We start from the raw sequence: 16,063 nt of genomic DNA on the forward strand, positions 1-16,063 counted from the left end.
AGGAATGATCGATGTGCAAGAGTCCATTTTACAAATAGAGAACCTGCATGTGCAGACGAAAACGCCTCATGGGACAACCTCTCTTATTCAGGACGTATCGTTTGAAGTAGGGCGTGGTCAAATCGTTGGATTAATAGGTGAGAGCGGCTGCGGGAAAACGGTGACAAGTATGTCGATCTTACATATGCTTGACCCGAAAACAACGGAAGTCACTGGCAGCATCACATTACAAGGACGAGAATTGATCGGTATGAGTGAAAAGGATATGCGCTCTATTCGGGGCAAAGACATCTCATATATTATGCAAAATCCAATGAACAGCTTTACACCAGTATGGACGATCGGTCATCAGCTGATTGAAACCATCCGCCGGCATACCGCTGTCAGTAAAAGGCAGGCACGAGCGAAGGCAATGGATGCGTTAGCGCAGATGAATCTGCCGCAGCCAGATAAGCTGTTAAACAAGTATCCCTTTGAACTAAGCGGCGGCATGCTGCAGCGTGTCATGATTGCCATGGCAGCCTGCATGCACCCGCCTCTTCTCATAGCAGATGAACCAACAACTGCTTTAGATGTACACACGCAGAAGCTGGTGCTTGAGCACCTAAACCAAATTCGTCATGAGTATGGAACTGCCATTTTGCTCATTACTCACGATCTTGGCGTCATTGCAGAAATGGCAGATCAGGTTGTCGTCATGAGACAAGGAGAAATGGTTGAAAAGGCAGAAGTGCTTGAGCTTTTTGAAAACCCGAAGCATGATTATACAAAGAAACTATTAGCAGCTCGTCCATCCATCCCAGCTGTTTGCCCGATTTGAGGTGAGAAGGCCCTTGCATTTATTAGAAGTGAAAGCAGTTAGTCATTCATACAACAGCCGGTCGTTTCTGATGAGAAAAAAAGGCGCAGACCAAGTCTTAAGCGGCGTCAATTTAATCATTGAAGAAGGCACATGCCTCGCATTGCTGGGGCAAAGCGGCGCAGGGAAAAGTACACTAGGCCGCATCATACTTGGTCTAGAGAAACCAAGAGCCGGTCAGGTCCTTTTTGAAGGGCAGGATATATATTGTGCAGATCAGCGAACACGCAAACATTATCGCCGGCATGTGCAAGCGGTGTTTCAAGATTCATATTCGGCGGTGAATCCAAGGTGGACAGTCGAACAAATTTTATCCGAGCCGCTTGAAAACTATGAAGCTATGGGCCGACAAGAACGCAAAAACGTGTTGATTCACTGGCTGGAAAGAGTCGGGCTCAGTGAAAAGGACTTGTCTAAATATCCGCATCAATTCAGCGGCGGCCAGCTGCAAAGGATCAACATCGCAAGAGCCTTATTGCTGCAGCCAAAGCTCGTCGTACTGGATGAATCCGTCAGCAGCTTAGACATGGTTACACAGGCTGTCATTTTAGATTTATTAGTAGAATTAAAGAAGGAACTGGGTGTCGCTTACTTATTTATTACACATGATATGACGGCAGCCTATCATGTAAGTGATCAATTGGCGATATTGGATCAAGGTGAACTTGTTGCTCAATTTCAATCAAAGGATGATTTCTTTTCATCAGAAGAGACAGCGGTGCAGAAAATGAGAGATGCAATGCTCGCAGACCATCCTTTGTCCCGAACAATTGGCAGACCGGTTCGGTAAATCTTCATTTCATCAACGCCTCTTTTAGAAGAGGCTATTTTTCATGAAAGGCAGGTGGCATCGTGAACCATCGAGCGTATTTAGCTTTGGCCATTCCTTTAACCATCTCAACGATGACCACTCCATTACTTGGAGCTGTTGATACAGCAGTTGTCGGTCAGCTCGCCAATCCCGCTTATATTGGAGGCGTCGCGGTTGGCAGTCTCATTTTCAGTACACTATATTGGCTCTTTGGTTTTTTGCGGGTGAGTACATCTGCTTTTGCCGCCCAGGCAAACGGGGCGCAGAGTGAGGAGCAGGGCGTACTTGCTTTTCTAAGACCTTTTTTAATCGCCATCATTGTCGGCCTTTGTTTTATTGCCCTGCAATGGCCAATTATTCAATCTGCTTTTCTAGTGATTTCTCCCGCTGCGGATGTCCGGCAATTTGCAGCAGATTATTTTCATATTCGTATTTGGGGTGCCCCGTTTACCTTGATGAATTATGTGATATTAGGGTGGCTGATGGGAATGGCAAAAATGAAAGAAGCCCTCTCTTTACAAATCTTGATCAATGTCATGAATATGGTCCTTGCCCTTCTGCTTGTTCATGTGTTTTCGTTTGCAGTCAAAGGGGTGGCGGCTGCGACATTGATATCTGAATTAACTGCCTTTGTGCTAGGCGCATGGATCATCATGAAGCATTCCAAAAACGGGTTCCAGATGCCTTCTCTTAAGAAAATCATGGATACACAGGCAGTTCAGAAAATGTTTCATGTGAATAAAGATTTGTTTATTCGGACGATTTGTCTGCTAGTGGTGATTAACATGTTTACAGCAAAAGGTGCTTCTTTTGGAACAGAGATGCTGGCGGCCAATGCCATCTTATTTCAAATTCACTATATCATGGCTTATTTGTTCGATGGTTTTGCCAATGCATCCAGCATCCTTGTGGGCAGATCAGTTGGTGCAAATGACCGTACCCTTTATGAAAGAACTTTAACTCTTTCGAGACAGTGGGCACTTGTCATGGCATGCGTCATTGCGTCGGTTTATTTTCTCTTAAAAGAGCCGATCTTGAGCTTGTTTACAAATCTTCCCCGGCTTCTTGATGTGACATTAGGCTATGCAGACTGGCTCGTTCTCTATCCGTTTGCCGCTTGTTTCGGTTTGGTCATATACGGCGTATTTACAGGTGCGACAGAAATTGCCCCTGTCAGAAATTCGATGCTGTTTGCGATGATCTTGTTTATCGTTGTTCAAGCAGCGGTCACGCCTATTTGGCACAATCACGGACTATGGTTTGCCTTTATCATCTATACTACCGGACGGTCTGGCTTTTTGATGATGTACAAATCAAGGCTGGATCAGAAGCTTTTCGCAAATGAAGAACACCCTTTGCCATCATGACAAAGGGTGCTCTTTTTCGTTCATTCATTCGCTTTCTTTTTTCACTTTTTGATATGCTTCATCAAGATGCTGAATACGCTTCAAGACCACAGCGTTTTTGGTCAGCTGGTCTTGTACAAGTGTGGACACCACTGAGCGGTAATAGGCATTCATGGCATGAATCTTGTCTTCATTTTGATTCATGGCGATGTGCTGTTTCAAGTTGTCAACAAAGTATGGAACGGAAAAAAGTTCAGACATGGGAATCACTCCTATTTCGTATATACGGTCCGTCAATCTTCATGTAAAATGATGAGAGGGAGGGGAGACAATGAGCCTTAATCTGCAACAAGAACAAGTATTAAAGCAGGTGCTCACACAAGAACTCAGGCAGGCCATTACGCTGCTCCAGCTGAATAGCGCTGAGCTTGGCGAGTATCTTGACCAGTTAGCGCTTGAGAACCCTCTGATTGAGCGGAAAGACACGGACAGCTATCAACCAGTTTATCATAAAAAATCTCAAGATCTAATGACAGAGCCGTATCGAACGCATCAAAAAGAAAGCCTGCAAATGTATTTAAAGAAACAAGCTATTGATTTGAATCTAAGTGAAAAGAATCAAAGGATCTTTGACTTTATGATCGAGTCCATTGATTCCAATGGCTATTTAAATGAACCGGTTGACGAGATGGCAGCTGTCTTAGAGGTGCCAGCTGAAGAAGTAGAAGCCGTCCTTCATCAGCTTCAATCGCTAGAGCCTGCCGGTATTGGCGCAAGATCATTACAAGAATGCATTCTGCTTCAGCTGAGAAGAAAAAAGGAGCGCTGGTATGAAGCCGAGCTGATCATCGACGAGCACTTCTTTCTCTTTGCAAGAAAGGCTTGGAAGGAAATCGCGGCGAAAACAGGCGTTTCAATGAAAACACTTCAAGCGGTACAAGATGAGGTGTCGCAGCTGGAACCAAGACCGGGCATACATTTCTCATATGAAGAGGACCCTGTGTATATAGAGCCAGATGTGACGATTACTGTCGTGCAGGACCACATCACATTTGAGCTGAATCAGCGCGCTTTTCCAGACGTTGAAATGAATGAAGGATACTTCGCCATGATTCAAGACCAGAAGCGGCATGAAGCATATGTGTATCTAAAGGAAAAAGAGCAGCAATACAATTGGCTTGTCCAAGCGCTGAAGCAAAGAAAACAAACGATGACCCATGTCGTTCGTGAGATTATCTTCCATCAGACAGATTTTTTCCTTACAGGGAAACATAAAATGAAACCGCTTACGATGAAGCGAATCGCAGATATATTGCAAGTGCATGAGTCAACAGTCAGCCGAACGGTGAAAGGGAAAATGGTGCAAACCCCTTATGGTCTCATGGAAATGAAACAATTTTTCCAAGCAAAACTAGAAGGACCTTCGCTGGAAGAGGCGTCCAGCTACACAGTCAAGACGCACATCGCAGAGCTGATCCAAACGGAAAATAAGAAAAAACCGTATTCAGATCAGCAAATGATGACGCAGCTTCAGCAAACCTTTGGTATCCGTGTGTCGCGCAGAACCATTGCGAAATATCGTGAACAAATGAATCTTCCATCATCTACACTGCGGAAGCGCCATGATTAAAAAAAAGTACTTGCCAGAAACAAGGCAGGTGCTTCTTTTTTGTTGAAAGCAAGGCACACAGAAGATTTTTTGAAAATTAAATCGGGGAGACGTCTGAACGGAAATTTTGGGGTAAAGTATAAGATAGGGCATGAGCCGATAAGGATAGACAACAGTGATGAGGTGAGACCAATTGAAATATAAACAAATCAAAACCAAAAAAATATATGAAGAAATTGCGGATGCATTAATCGAATTCATTCGTACAGGTGAGCTTCTTCCGGGGGAAAAATTAGATTCGGTTCAAGCGCTCTCAGAAAGCTTTCAAGTCAGCCGTTCCGCTGTAAGAGAGGCGCTGTCTGCTCTCAAAGCGATCGGATTAATAGAGATGAAGCAAGGGGAAGGCACGTATGTGAAGCAGTTCGATCCTGAACAGCTCGCATTTTCTTTATCTCCTGCATTTTTAATGAAGCAGCATGATGTCAGGCAGCTCCTTGAAGTGAGAACCATCATTGAAACAGGTGCTGTTAAAAAGGCGGCGCTGCTTCGGACGGACGATGACCTTCATCAGCTGCGTGATGCACTCGAACAAATGAAGCTGGCAGAAGCACATGAAGAAATTGGTGAAGAGGCAGATCTCACCTTCCATCTCGCCTTAGCCAAAGCCTCGAAGAATGATGTATTAAAGGTGTTAATGAATCAAGTCTCAACCTTGTTAGTAGAAACGATGCGGGAAACGAGAAAAGTCGTATTATTCTCAACGAAAGCCTCCATTCGGCAGCTTTACGAAGAACATGAACAAATTTACAAAGCCGTCATGGCAAGGCAGCCAGAAGAAGCAGAGAAAGCGATGCTTACGCATTTGAAAAATGTAGAAAATCTGCTCGGTGATGTGCTGCAAAAAACAGCAGAACAGTCAGATACACAATAAGCTGTGCCGAATGATGGCACAGCTCTATTATTGACGAGAAATATGTAGCTTTTTCATTCGATATTGCAGACTTTGCCTGCTCATGCCCAATAACTTTGCAGTCTGTGAAATATTATCGTCCATTTTTTCTAAGTAATGGACGATGTATTGTTTTTCGAATCGCTCCATTTGGGTTTGGAAATCAGTCGTCTGTTCTGGGCTTGTATAGACAAAGGTGTCAGCAGCTGCGGTTTGCTGCAGAGAATTTGTTTGCAATTGCGCCTTAGGACGGCCTTCCCCGTGCTTAAATCTAAAATGATAGGGAAGGTGATGCATGCTTAAGTCGTCTTCATCCATCATCATATTCATCCCCGCCTCAATCACATGCTCCAGTTCTCTTACATTGCCTGGCCAATGATACGCTTGGAAAAGGGCAAGTACCTCTTCGTCAGCCGTCTTCACCTTCATTTGAAACAGCTCATTATATTTTTGAATAAAATGATTCACAAACGTAGGAATGTCCTCTTTTCGCTCAGAAAGTGGCGGGATAAATAAGGTGACAATACCGAGCCGATAAAATAAATCCTTGCGCATGCGTCCACCTGCGATCGCATCAACAGGGTCCTCATTCATATTGGCAATGACTCTTACATCAACAGCGATTTCTTTTGTGCTGCCTAGCCTTCTCACGCGTTTCTCCTGTAAGACGCGCAGCAGTTTTGCTTGAAGAGGAGGATTTAATGAGTTGATCTCATCTAAAAGCAATGTTCCTCCTTGCGCCTGTTCAAATAAACCAGGCTGATCAGTTGCCCCCGTAAAAGCCCCTTTTTGTGTACCAAAGAGCAGACTTTCAATCAGATTATCAGGCAGTGCTGCACAATTTTGGGTAATAAATGGTCCAGATGACCGACTGCTGCCGTTATGAATGCTTTGAGCAAACAGTTCTTTCCCAGTCCCTGTTTCGCCAACAATGAGCACATAAGAAGAGGTGCGTGTCGCTCGTTTCGCATGTTCAATCACCTCTAAAAATGCAGGGCTTTGTCCAATAATGGAATCAAAGGTAAAGCGTGTGCTTCCTTTTTTCTTCATATTGTGATGAATCAGCCGTTCCAGCTTGGTCACATCATTTGAAATTTCAACTGCCCCTTGAATGAGGCCGTCTCGAACGAGCGGGTATGTATGGTTAATCGTTGTGATTTCTTTTCCGTTGTAATTATGATACGTCTGCTTGGCATGAACGGTTTGTTTCCCGGTACGAAGCGCTTGGACAAGTGTACTGTGCATCTCATCTTGAAAGGTGAAGAAGTCGAGTACATTTTTATGGAGAACATCAGAGCGTTTTAAAGACTCAATCTCCATCATTTTTTTATTATAAACAACCGTATGGCCATTCTCGTCAATTGCATGAACCCCGACATCAATTAAATCGAGCATTTGTTTATACAAATCAATCTCATTTTCAAGCTTTGCGGCATGCAGATCTTTTTTCACTTGTGCCACCTCCTGACGTTACCTCTATTTTACATGAAAAATTTTGCGGTTTCCTCTAAAAAATTTGGCATGCGCAAAGAAATTTTGCGTAAATAATGAGGTAGACCCTCATGATCAAGCAGTCAGAAAGTTGGCACGATCCTTGCATAACATATGGATGAAGATGAACCCAATTGAAAGAAGCTACCTTACAGAAGGAGGAATAGATGATGACACAGACAAATGAATTGATTCAACAAACAGAACAATATGGAGCGGCAAACTATCATCCGCTGCCAATTGTGATTTCAGAGGCTGAGGGAGTGTGGGTGACAGACCCTGAAGGCAATCGATATATGGATATGCTCAGTGCGTATTCCGCAGTGAACCAAGGACATCGCCATCCCCTCATTATTGAGGCGCTCAAAAAACAAGCAGACCGTGTGACACTCACCTCGAGAGCTTTTCATAATGATCAGCTTGGTCCTTGGTATGAAAAAATTTGCAAACTGACAAATAAAGACATGGCACTGCCAATGAATACTGGTGCTGAGGCTGTAGAAACCGCTGTAAAAGCAGCAAGACGCTGGGGCTATGATGTTAAGGGAATCGAAGAGAATCGTGCAGAAATCATTGCGTGTGTTGGCAATTTCCATGGGAGAACGATGACGGCTGTGTCTCTTTCCTCTGAAGCAGAATACCAAAGAGGCTTCGGTCCAATGCTTCCCGGAATAAAACTGATTCCTTACGGAGATATTGAAGCGTTACGTGAAGCTATCACACCACAGACAGCGGCTTTCCTCATAGAACCGATTCAAGGAGAAGCGGGAATTGTCATGCCGCCAGAAGGCTTCTTGAAAGATGCCAAGGCGCTTTGTGAGAAAGAACATGTGCTGTTCATTGCGGATGAGATTCAAGTGGGGTTAGCACGAACAGGTAAGATGTTTGCGTGTGACTGGGAAGACATTGAGCCAGATATGCTGATCCTCGGGAAAGCTTTAGGCGGCGGCGTCTTTCCAATCTCGTGTGTCGTAGCAAACCGCGATATATTAGGCGTGTTTAACCCTGGTTCTCATGGGTCTACCTTCGGAGGAAATCCTCTTGCGTGTGCGGTGTCGCTTGCTGCACTGGATGTTTTAATCGACGAAAAGCTTGCAGCACGTTCCATGGAGCTTGGCGAATACTTCAAAGACAAACTATCACGCATTCAAAGCCCTGTGATTAAGGAAGTGCGCGGCCGCGGATTATTTATAGGAATGGAGCTGACAGAGGCAGCTAGACCTTATTGTGAAAAGCTGAAGCAAGCAGGATTGTTATGTAAAGAAACCCATGAGACAGTTATCCGTTTTGCACCGCCGCTGACCATTTCAAAAGAAGATTTAGACTGGGCAATTGGTCATATTGAAGCACTGTTTCAAGCCTAAATGCCAAAGGGGGAGGAACCTTCACTTTCTCCCTTTCTTTTTCAACGAACAGCGAATTTTGTCAAAGGATGATGAATAGAAGAAAGAAAGTGGGGAAGTGGATTTGAAGCAAGAACAGCATAATGAACTAGAGCGTTCCATGAAAAGCAGACATCTCTTTATGATTGCCTTAGGCGGCGTCATCGGTACGGGCCTTTTCCTTGGATCAGGATTGATTATCCATCAGGCAGGACCTGGCGGAGCCATTCTATCGTTTATCATTGGCGGACTGTTAATGTATTTGGTCATGCTGTGTCTTGGAGAATTAGCAGTGGCGATGCCGACAGCCGGTTCCTTTCAGGAGTATGCAACCAAATATATAGGCCCGTCCACAGGCTTTATGATCGGCTGGCTGTATTGGTTTAGCTGGGCGTGTACGATTGGACTGGAGTTTACGTCAGCAGGCATATTGCTCCAAAGGTGGTTCCCAGATATCCCGGTTTGGCTCTGGTGCCTAGCATTTAGTGTGATATTATTTGCCGTGAATGCCATCTCAGCTCGCAGCTTCGCTGAAACGGAGTTTTGGTTTTCAGCTATCAAGGTCGCTGCCATCCTATTGTTTATTATCATCGGAATTGGCGCAATTTTCGGAATGATTCATCTAAAAGGCGGAGAACCAGCCCCTTTATTTCGTCATTTGACGGATCATGGCGGACTATTTCCTAATGGTGTTTTTGCTATTTTATTAACCATGGTCACGGTCAATTTCTCCTTTCAAGGAACAGAACTTGTAGGGATTGCAGCAGGTGAGAGTGAAAGCCCTGAAAAAACATTGCCTCGATCGATACGGAATATTATTTGGAGAACGATGGTCTTTTTCGTTTTATCAATTGCGGTTCTTGCCGCGCTTCTTCCATGGCAGACAGCAGGCACTGTTGACAGTCCGTTTGTGGTCGTGCTGGACAAGGTCGGCATCCCATATGCTGCAGATATCATGAATTTTATTATCATCACAGCTGTCTTATCTGTAGCAAACTCTGGATTATATGCATCATCACGTATGCTTTGGTCGCTTTCAAAGGACGGGAAAGGACCTGGCTTTACGAAAAAGTTGTCCAAGCGTAAAATCCCGATCAATGCATTATTGGTGACAATGGGTGTATCCGCTTTATCCCTGCTCACAAGTGTTGTGGCACCAAAAACGGTGTATGTGTGGCTCATTTCGATTTCCGGAATGGTTCTAGTTGTGGTGTGGATGTCCATTTGTTTGTCTCAGTATTTCTTTAGAAAACAATTCATAAAAGCGGGTGGAGATGTAAAGGATCTCGTCTTCCGTACACCGCTCTATCCATTTGTGCCATTGGCAGGCTTCATCGCATTTGGCATCGTTCTCATCAGCCTATTCTTTATTGAGGATCAGCGGATTGGCCTTTATTGCGGCGTTCCGTTCATGGCTGTCTGCTACATCATTTATTATTTCAAAATCAAACCGAAGGAAGAGGCAAAGCGTTTCGCCGAAGAGGAAGGAACCATCCCAAAAACTTAAAAGACCAACTATATCAACAAAATGTGCATGCGGATCTCACACGCATGCACATTTTCAATGGTGAATTCATTGAATATAGAAGAAAATAAATATTTTGAAAAGAAATATCATAGCAAGAACCTTGATGACAAGCAGGTTATCGGTGAAAATGTGTCTATTTTTTGTCTAAATGTGTTTGTAAGAGTTGAAAATGCAAGATTATCCTGTTAAAATAATTAAAGAAAGCAGGGATTGATTTTTTTTGGCTGTGGCGGGACGTTTTTTGTCACAGTGGGACGTTTTTAGTCCAACGTGAAAAGAAAGGGTCGTTAGCCATGAATCGTTTATTGGAAGCTCAAAAAAAATTATTGCCAGATCTTCTCATCGTTATGCAAAAACGCTACGACATTTTGCAATACATCAGGTTAGCTGAACCAATCGGCCGCAGAAGCCTTGCGACGAGCCTAGGTCTCAGTGAGCGCATCTTAAGAGCTGAAGTTCAGTTTCTAAAAGAACAAAACCTGCTGGATGTCAAAACGAGCGGCATGATGCTGACGAGTGAAGGCCACGCTTTGCTTGAAATGCTTGAAGGAATGATGAAGGACGTTTTAGGTTTAACCTTTTTGGAAAATACATTAAAGAGGAAGTTAGGCCTAGAAGAAGTCATCATCGTTTCTGGTGACAGTGACGAATCCCCGTGGGTGAAGCAAGAAATGGGAAGAGCTGCTGTCCAATGTATGAAAAAAAGGTTTACTGGAAATAATATCGTCGCCGTCACTGGCGGAACGACGATGGAAGCCGTTGCCGAAATGATGACCCCTGATGCCAAAAACAGAGGCATGATGTTTGTCCCTGCGAGAGGCGGTCTTGGGGAGAATGTAAAAAATCAGGCAAACACCATTTGTGCCCACATGGCTGAAAAAGCTTCCGGTACTTACAAACTGCTGTTTGTTCCAGGGCAGCTGTCAGAAGGTGCTTACTCTTCTATTATTGAAGAGCCGTCAGTCAAAGAAGTGCTTCAAACGATTAAATCATCCACGATGCTCATTCATGGGATCGGTGAAGCAAAAACAATGGCGATGAGACGAAATACACCAGCTGAAGATTTAAAAAAGATTGATGAGCATGACGCAGTGACAGAGGCCTTTGGCTATTACTTTAATCGTGATGGTGAGGTCGTCCACAAAGTGCACTCCGTCGGCATGCAGCTAGATGATTTAGAAAGCATTCCACACATCATTGCTGTTGCAGGTGGATCATCAAAGGCAGGGGCCATTGAAGCTTATTTCAAAAAACCCCGCCGAACGGTTCTCGTCACAGACGAAGGAGCCGCAAAAGAGTTATTAAGGGAGTCAATTGATCCCTCAATATAAAACATTGTTACCTATAAAAGGAGGAAACATCATGGCAGTAAAAGTCGGTATTAACGGATTTGGACGTATTGGACGTAACGTATTTCGTGCAGCATTAAACAATCCTGAAGTTGAGGTAGTAGCGGTTAACGATCTAACAGACGCTAACATGCTTGCACACCTTTTACAATATGACTCTGTTCACGGAAAACTAGATGCAGAGGTTTCTGTAGACGGTACAAACTTAGTAGTGAACGGTAAAACAATCGAAGTATCAGCTGAGCGTGACCCTGCGAAATTAAGCTGGGGTAAACAAGGCGTAGAAATCGTTGTTGAATCTACTGGATTCTTCACAAAACGTGCAGACGCTGCAAAACACTTAGAAGCTGGCGCTAAAAAAGTCATCATCTCTGCTCCTGCTAACGAAGAAGATATCACAATCGTTATGGGTGTAAACGAAGACAAATACGATGCAGCTAGCCACGATGTCATCTCTAATGCATCTTGTACAACAAACTGCTTAGCTCCATTTGCAAAAGTACTTAACGATAAATTTGGTATCAAACGCGGTATGATGACAACTGTTCACTCATACACAAATGACCAACAAATTCTTGATCTTCCGCACAAAGACTACCGTCGTGCTCGTGCAGCTGCGGAAAACATCATCCCAACTTCTACAGGTGCTGCGAAAGCTGTTTCACTTGTATTGCCTGAACTTAAAGGTAAATTAAACGGTGGCGCTATGCGTGTTCCAACACCTAACGTTTCTTTAGTTGACCTTGTGGCTGAATTAAACCAAGATGTAACAGCTGAAGATGTAAATGCAGCACTTAAAGAAGCAGCTGAAGGAGAACTTAATGGAATCCTTGGCTACAGCGAAGAGCCATTAGTATCTGGTGACTACAATGGTAATGCAAACTCTTCAACAATCGATGCTCTTTCTACAATGGTGATGGAAGGCAGCATGGTGAAAGTCATTTCTTGGTACGATAACGAGAGTGGATATTCTCACCGCGTTGTTGACCTTGCAGCTTACATTGCAAAACAAGGTCTTTAATTTCTCACACTGAAGGAACTCACTTGGTTCTTTCCTAGAGACACGATATAATGAAGACGGACAAGGGAAGGGGAAGCATCCCTTTCCCTTTTTCTCTGTTTTTATCCGTTCTGCACGATTTCTCGTTTTGATGAGGGCAAAATGGGAAAAGGATAAAGAGAGACTTGTCCAATGCGTAAGGAAACCAGAATAAAGGAGGATCTCCTGACGAGCATGAATAAGAAATCAGTAAAAGACATTGACGTAAAAGGTAAAGTTGTGTTCTGCCGCGTAGATTTTAACGTTCCAATGAAAGACGGAGAAGTGACGGATGATACTCGTATTCGCGCAGCATTACCAACGATTGAGTATTTAACAGGACAAGGCGCAAAGGTACTGCTAGCTAGTCATTTGGGTCGTCCGAAGGGTCAAGTTACTGAAGAACTGCGTCTGACACCTGTGGCAAAACGTCTGCAAGAGCTTCTTGGACAAGAAGTGAAAAAAGCGGATGAAGCTTACGGAGACAACGTGAAAAAGCAAATCTCTGACTTAAAAGAAGGAGATGTGCTAGTGCTTGAAAACGTTCGTTTCTATCCTGGTGAAGAAAAGAACGATCCTGAATTATCAAAAGCATTTGCTGATTTAGCCGATGTGTATGTCAATGATGCGTTCGGTGCTGCACACCGTGCACATGCATCCACTGCTGGTATTGCAGCATATCTTCCGGCTGTTTCGGGCTTCCTCATGCAAAAAGAGCTTGAGGTTCTAGGAAAAGCCATTTCAAACCCTGATCGCCCATTTACAGCGATTATCGGTGGTGCAAAAGTAAAGGATAAAATCGGTGTGATTGAAAGTCTTCTGGATAAAGTGGACAACCTCATCATCGGCGGCGGACTTGCTTACACATTTGTGAAAGCACTTGGCCACGAAGTAGGAAAATCTTTATTAGAAGAAGACAAAGTAGATTTAGCGAAATCCTTTATGGACCGTGCAAAAGAAAAAGGCGTGAACTTCCTGATTCCAACAGATGTTCTGGTAGCCGACGACTTTTCAAATGATGCGAATACAAGCATTGTGCCAATCTCTGAAATTCCAAGTGATCTAGAAGCACTTGATATTGGAACAGAGACAAGAGAGAAGTATGCTGATGTCATTAAAAACAGCAAACTTGTTGTCTGGAACGGACCAATGGGTGTATTTGAAATTGATGCATTCGCTAAAGGAACAAAAGCAATCGCAGAAGCACTGGCAGAAGCAAAAGATACATATTCTGTCATTGGCGGTGGAGACTCAGCAGCAGCTGTTGAGAAGTTTGGTCTTGCTGATCAGATGAGCCATATTTCTACAGGCGGCGGCGCTTCACTTGAATTTATGGAAGGCAAAGAGCTTCCAGGTGTTACTGCATTAAACGATAAATAAGACCAAAACTGCTATAAGGAAGTGTCAATCATGAGAAAACCAATTATAGCTGGGAACTGGAAAATGAACAAAACACTTGGCGAAGCGGTTAGCTTCGTTGAAGAAGTCAAGTCATCCATTCCATCTCCTGACAAAGTGGAATCAATTGTCTGTGCGCCAGCACTTTTCCTTGAAAAGCTAAACAGCCTTTCTAACGGAACAGACCTTAAAATTGGTGCACAAAACATGCACTTTGAAGAAAATGGTGCATTCACTGGTGAAATCAGCCCTGCTGCGCTAAAAGATCTTGGCATCGGCTACTCAGTGATCGGTCATTCAGAGCGCCGTGAATTCTTCGCTGAAACAGATGAAACAGTGAACAAAAAAGCACATGCTGCATTCAAGCATGGCATCGTTCCAATTATCTGCGTAGGTGAAACGCTTGAAGAGCGTGAAGCTGGCAAAACAAATGAACTTGTCGCTAATCAAGTGAAGAAAGCACTAGCTGGTTTAACGACTCAGCAAGTCGCTGAATCTGTCATTGCATATGAGCCAATCTGGGCGATCGGTACAGGGAAATCTTCTACAGCGAAAGATGCAAACGATGTTTGTTCGCATATCCGTCAAACGGTTGCAAGCGAATATGGTCAAGAAGCGGCAGACAGCCTTCGCATTCAATATGGCGGAAGCGTGAAGCCGGCGAATATTAAAGAATATATGGCAGAATCCGATATTGACGGTGCTTTGGTAGGCGGCGCAAGCTTAGAACCTCAGTCTTTCGTTCAATTATTGGAGGAAGGTCAATATGAGTAAGAAACCAGCTGCATTAATCATCTTAGATGGATTCGGTTTAAGAGGCGAAACAGTCGGTAACGCTGTTGCCCAAGCAAAGAAACCGAACTTCGACCGCTACTGGAATGAATTCCCGCATCAAACCTTAACGGCTTCAGGTGAGGCAGTAGGCCTCCCGCAAGGTCAAATGGGGAACTCTGAAGTTGGGCATTTGAACATCGGTGCAGGACGCATTGTGTATCAAAGCTTAACAAGAGTGAATGTTGCCATTCGTGAAGGGGAATTTGAGAAAAACGAAACGTTCCTAGATGCAATGACTTATGCAAAAGAGAATGACAAGGCCCTTCATTTATTCGGTCTCTTGTCAGACGGCGGTGTGCACAGCCACATCCAGCATCTCTTTGCCCTGCTGAAGCTGGCGAAAAAAGAAGGCTTAACAAAGGTATACATTCATGGTTTCTTAGACGGACGTGATGTTGGTCAAAAGACAGCCAAAGTGTACTTAAAACAGCTTGAAGAACAAATCAAAGAAATCGGTGTCGGAGAAGTGGCAACACTTTCTGGACGCTATTACTCAATGGACCGTGACAAACGCTGGGATCGTGTGGAGAAAGCATATCGCGCGATGGCGTATGGTGAAGGCCCAAGTTATCAAAACATTTATGATGTCGTTGATGACTCCTATGAAAATGGAATCTACGATGAATTCGTTATTCCATCTGTCATCACGAGAGAAAATGGTGAGCCAGTTGCAAAAGTAAACGACGGCGACTCTGTGATTTTCTATAACTTCCGTCCAGACCGTGCGATCCAAATTTCGAACACCTTCACAAATGAAGATTTCCGCTCATTTGATCGCGGGGAAGCACATCCGAAGGATTTACACTTCGTCTGCTTTACACACTTCAGTGAAACGGTTGATGGCTATGTCGCCTTCAAACCAGTGAATTTGGATAACACAGTAGGAGAAGTGCTTTCTCAAAATGGATTGAAACAGCTGCGGATTGCTGAAACAGAGAAATATCCTCATGTGACGTTCTTTATGAGTGGTGGGCGTGAAGAAGAATTTCCTGGTGAAGACCGCATCTTGATCAATTCGCCAGATGTGGCAACCTATGACCTCAAGCCAGAAATGAGCGCTTACGAGGTAAAGGATGCACTTGTTGCAGACATCAATGCTGATAAGCATGATGCGATCATCCTGAACTTTGCTAACCCGGATATGGTTGGTCATTCAGGTATGCTCGAGCCAACAATCAAAGCCATTGAAGCAGTAGATGAGTGCTTAGGAGCTGTAGTCGACGCAATCCTAGCAAAAGGCGGACATGCCATCATCACGGCAGACCACGGTAACGCAGACGTGCTGATAACCGAAGAAGGCAAGCCGCATACTGCACATACGACAAACCCTGTTCCAGTAATCGTGACGAAAAAAGGTGCAACGCTTAGAGAAGGCGGCATTCTAGCCGATCTATCTCCAACGCTTTTAGACTTACTTGGTCTTGAAAAACCAAAAGAGATGACAGGAACATCATTGATTCAGAAATAA

14 protein-coding genes are annotated in these 16,063 nt (G+C 44.0%); 12 read left to right on the forward strand and 2 right to left on the reverse strand.

Annotated elements, in window-relative coordinates:
* Positions 1–4: 4 nt before the first annotated feature.
* The 3 genes from nikD (at position 5) to C6347_RS03210 (ending at position 3,037) form a co-directional block, all read left to right on the forward strand.
* The gene (gene nikD / locus C6347_RS03200) at positions 5–820 is read left to right on the forward strand and encodes a nickel import ATP-binding protein NikD (protein WP_060597720.1); all 816 of its coding nucleotides are present in this window, start codon (positions 5–7) and stop codon (positions 818–820) included.
* Positions 821–833: 13 nt separating this feature from the next.
* Positions 834–1,649, forward strand: coding sequence for an ABC transporter ATP-binding protein (locus tag C6347_RS03205; protein ID WP_060597331.1), 816 nt, complete (start codon positions 834–836; stop codon positions 1,647–1,649).
* A gap of 62 nt (positions 1,650–1,711) precedes the next feature.
* Positions 1,712–3,037: an MATE family efflux transporter gene (locus tag C6347_RS03210; protein WP_106071387.1), complete on the forward strand. Its 1,326-nt coding sequence runs from the start codon at positions 1,712–1,714 to the stop codon at positions 3,035–3,037.
* A gap of 24 nt (positions 3,038–3,061) precedes the next feature.
* On the opposite strand, the gene yvfG is transcribed toward C6347_RS03210, so the two are convergent.
* Positions 3,062–3,277 (reverse strand): protein YvfG, encoded by a 216-nt coding sequence (gene yvfG / locus C6347_RS03215; protein ID WP_003213121.1) that lies wholly within the window; start codon positions 3,275–3,277, stop codon positions 3,062–3,064.
* A gap of 70 nt (positions 3,278–3,347) precedes the next feature.
* Here yvfG and rpoN point away from each other — a divergent pair, with 70 nt between their 5' ends.
* Together rpoN and C6347_RS03225 are read left to right on the forward strand one after the other, a co-directional pair.
* A complete protein-coding gene (gene rpoN / locus C6347_RS03220; protein ID WP_106071388.1) occupies positions 3,348–4,646 on the forward strand; it encodes an RNA polymerase factor sigma-54 in 1,299 nt (432 codons plus the stop codon).
* A 172-nt stretch (positions 4,647–4,818) separates the two neighbouring features.
* Positions 4,819–5,556, forward strand: coding sequence for a FadR/GntR family transcriptional regulator (locus tag C6347_RS03225; protein WP_060597329.1), 738 nt, complete (start codon positions 4,819–4,821; stop codon positions 5,554–5,556).
* Between the two features lie 27 nt (positions 5,557–5,583).
* Here the strand turns inward: C6347_RS03225 and C6347_RS03230 are convergent, their stop codons facing one another.
* Positions 5,584–7,026: a sigma-54 interaction domain-containing protein gene (locus tag C6347_RS03230; protein WP_106030514.1), complete on the reverse strand. Its 1,443-nt coding sequence runs from the start codon at positions 7,024–7,026 to the stop codon at positions 5,584–5,586.
* A 209-nt stretch (positions 7,027–7,235) separates the two neighbouring features.
* On the opposite strand from C6347_RS03230, the gene C6347_RS03235 reads away from it, so the two are divergent.
* The 7 genes from C6347_RS03235 (at position 7,236) to gpmI (ending at position 16,063) form a co-directional block, all read left to right on the forward strand.
* Positions 7,236–8,429: an ornithine--oxo-acid transaminase gene (locus C6347_RS03235; RefSeq protein WP_060597328.1), complete on the forward strand. Its 1,194-nt coding sequence runs from the start codon at positions 7,236–7,238 to the stop codon at positions 8,427–8,429.
* 139 nt (positions 8,430–8,568) lie between these two features.
* Positions 8,569–9,954, forward strand: coding sequence for an amino acid permease (locus C6347_RS03240; protein WP_060597718.1), 1,386 nt, complete (start codon positions 8,569–8,571; stop codon positions 9,952–9,954).
* Between the two features lie 314 nt (positions 9,955–10,268).
* Positions 10,269–11,306, forward strand: coding sequence for a sugar-binding transcriptional regulator (locus tag C6347_RS03245; protein ID WP_106030512.1), 1,038 nt, complete (start codon positions 10,269–10,271; stop codon positions 11,304–11,306).
* A gap of 31 nt (positions 11,307–11,337) precedes the next feature.
* Positions 11,338–12,345: a type I glyceraldehyde-3-phosphate dehydrogenase gene (gap, locus tag C6347_RS03250; protein ID WP_012011304.1), complete on the forward strand. Its 1,008-nt coding sequence runs from the start codon at positions 11,338–11,340 to the stop codon at positions 12,343–12,345.
* A 213-nt stretch (positions 12,346–12,558) separates the two neighbouring features.
* Positions 12,559–13,743: a phosphoglycerate kinase gene (locus tag C6347_RS03255; RefSeq protein WP_034660025.1), complete on the forward strand. Its 1,185-nt coding sequence runs from the start codon at positions 12,559–12,561 to the stop codon at positions 13,741–13,743.
* 30 nt (positions 13,744–13,773) lie between these two features.
* Entirely contained in the window at positions 13,774–14,535 is a 762-nt protein-coding gene (gene tpiA / locus C6347_RS03260) for a triose-phosphate isomerase (RefSeq protein WP_106071389.1), read from the forward strand.
* A complete protein-coding gene (gene gpmI / locus C6347_RS03265; RefSeq protein WP_106030511.1) occupies positions 14,528–16,063 on the forward strand; it encodes a 2,3-bisphosphoglycerate-independent phosphoglycerate mutase in 1,536 nt (511 codons plus the stop codon). The genes tpiA and gpmI overlap by 8 nt, the downstream gene beginning before the upstream one ends.

It is taken from the genome of Bacillus sp. NMTD17 (assembly GCF_002998735.1).
Lineage (GTDB): Bacteria > Bacillota > Bacilli > Bacillales > Bacillaceae > Bacillus.

What these genes read in the sequence shown, in the direction of transcription:
- C6347_RS03235 (WP_060597328.1), top strand. Translation starts at nt 7,236, where the DNA reads ATGACACAGACAAATGAATTGATTCAACAAACAGAACAATATGGAGCG.
- C6347_RS03240 (WP_060597718.1), top strand. Translation starts at nt 8,569, where the DNA reads ATGAAAAGCAGACATCTCTTTATGATTGCCTTAGGCGGCGTCATCGGT.
- gpmI (WP_106030511.1), top strand. Translation starts at nt 14,528, where the DNA reads ATGAGTAAGAAACCAGCTGCATTAATCATCTTAGATGGATTCGGTTTA.
- nikD (WP_060597720.1), top strand. Translation starts at nt 5, where the DNA reads ATGATCGATGTGCAAGAGTCCATTTTACAAATAGAGAACCTGCATGTG.
- C6347_RS03245 (WP_106030512.1), top strand. Translation starts at nt 10,269, where the DNA reads ATGAATCGTTTATTGGAAGCTCAAAAAAAATTATTGCCAGATCTTCTC.
- gap (WP_012011304.1), top strand. Translation starts at nt 11,338, where the DNA reads ATGGCAGTAAAAGTCGGTATTAACGGATTTGGACGTATTGGACGTAAC.
- tpiA (WP_106071389.1), top strand. Translation starts at nt 13,774, where the DNA reads ATGAGAAAACCAATTATAGCTGGGAACTGGAAAATGAACAAAACACTT.
- C6347_RS03255 (WP_034660025.1), top strand. Translation starts at nt 12,559, where the DNA reads ATGAATAAGAAATCAGTAAAAGACATTGACGTAAAAGGTAAAGTTGTG.
- rpoN (WP_106071388.1), top strand. Translation starts at nt 3,348, where the DNA reads ATGAGCCTTAATCTGCAACAAGAACAAGTATTAAAGCAGGTGCTCACA.
- yvfG (WP_003213121.1), bottom strand. Translation starts at nt 3,277, where the DNA reads ATGTCTGAACTTTTTTCCGTTCCATACTTTGTTGACAACTTGAAACAG.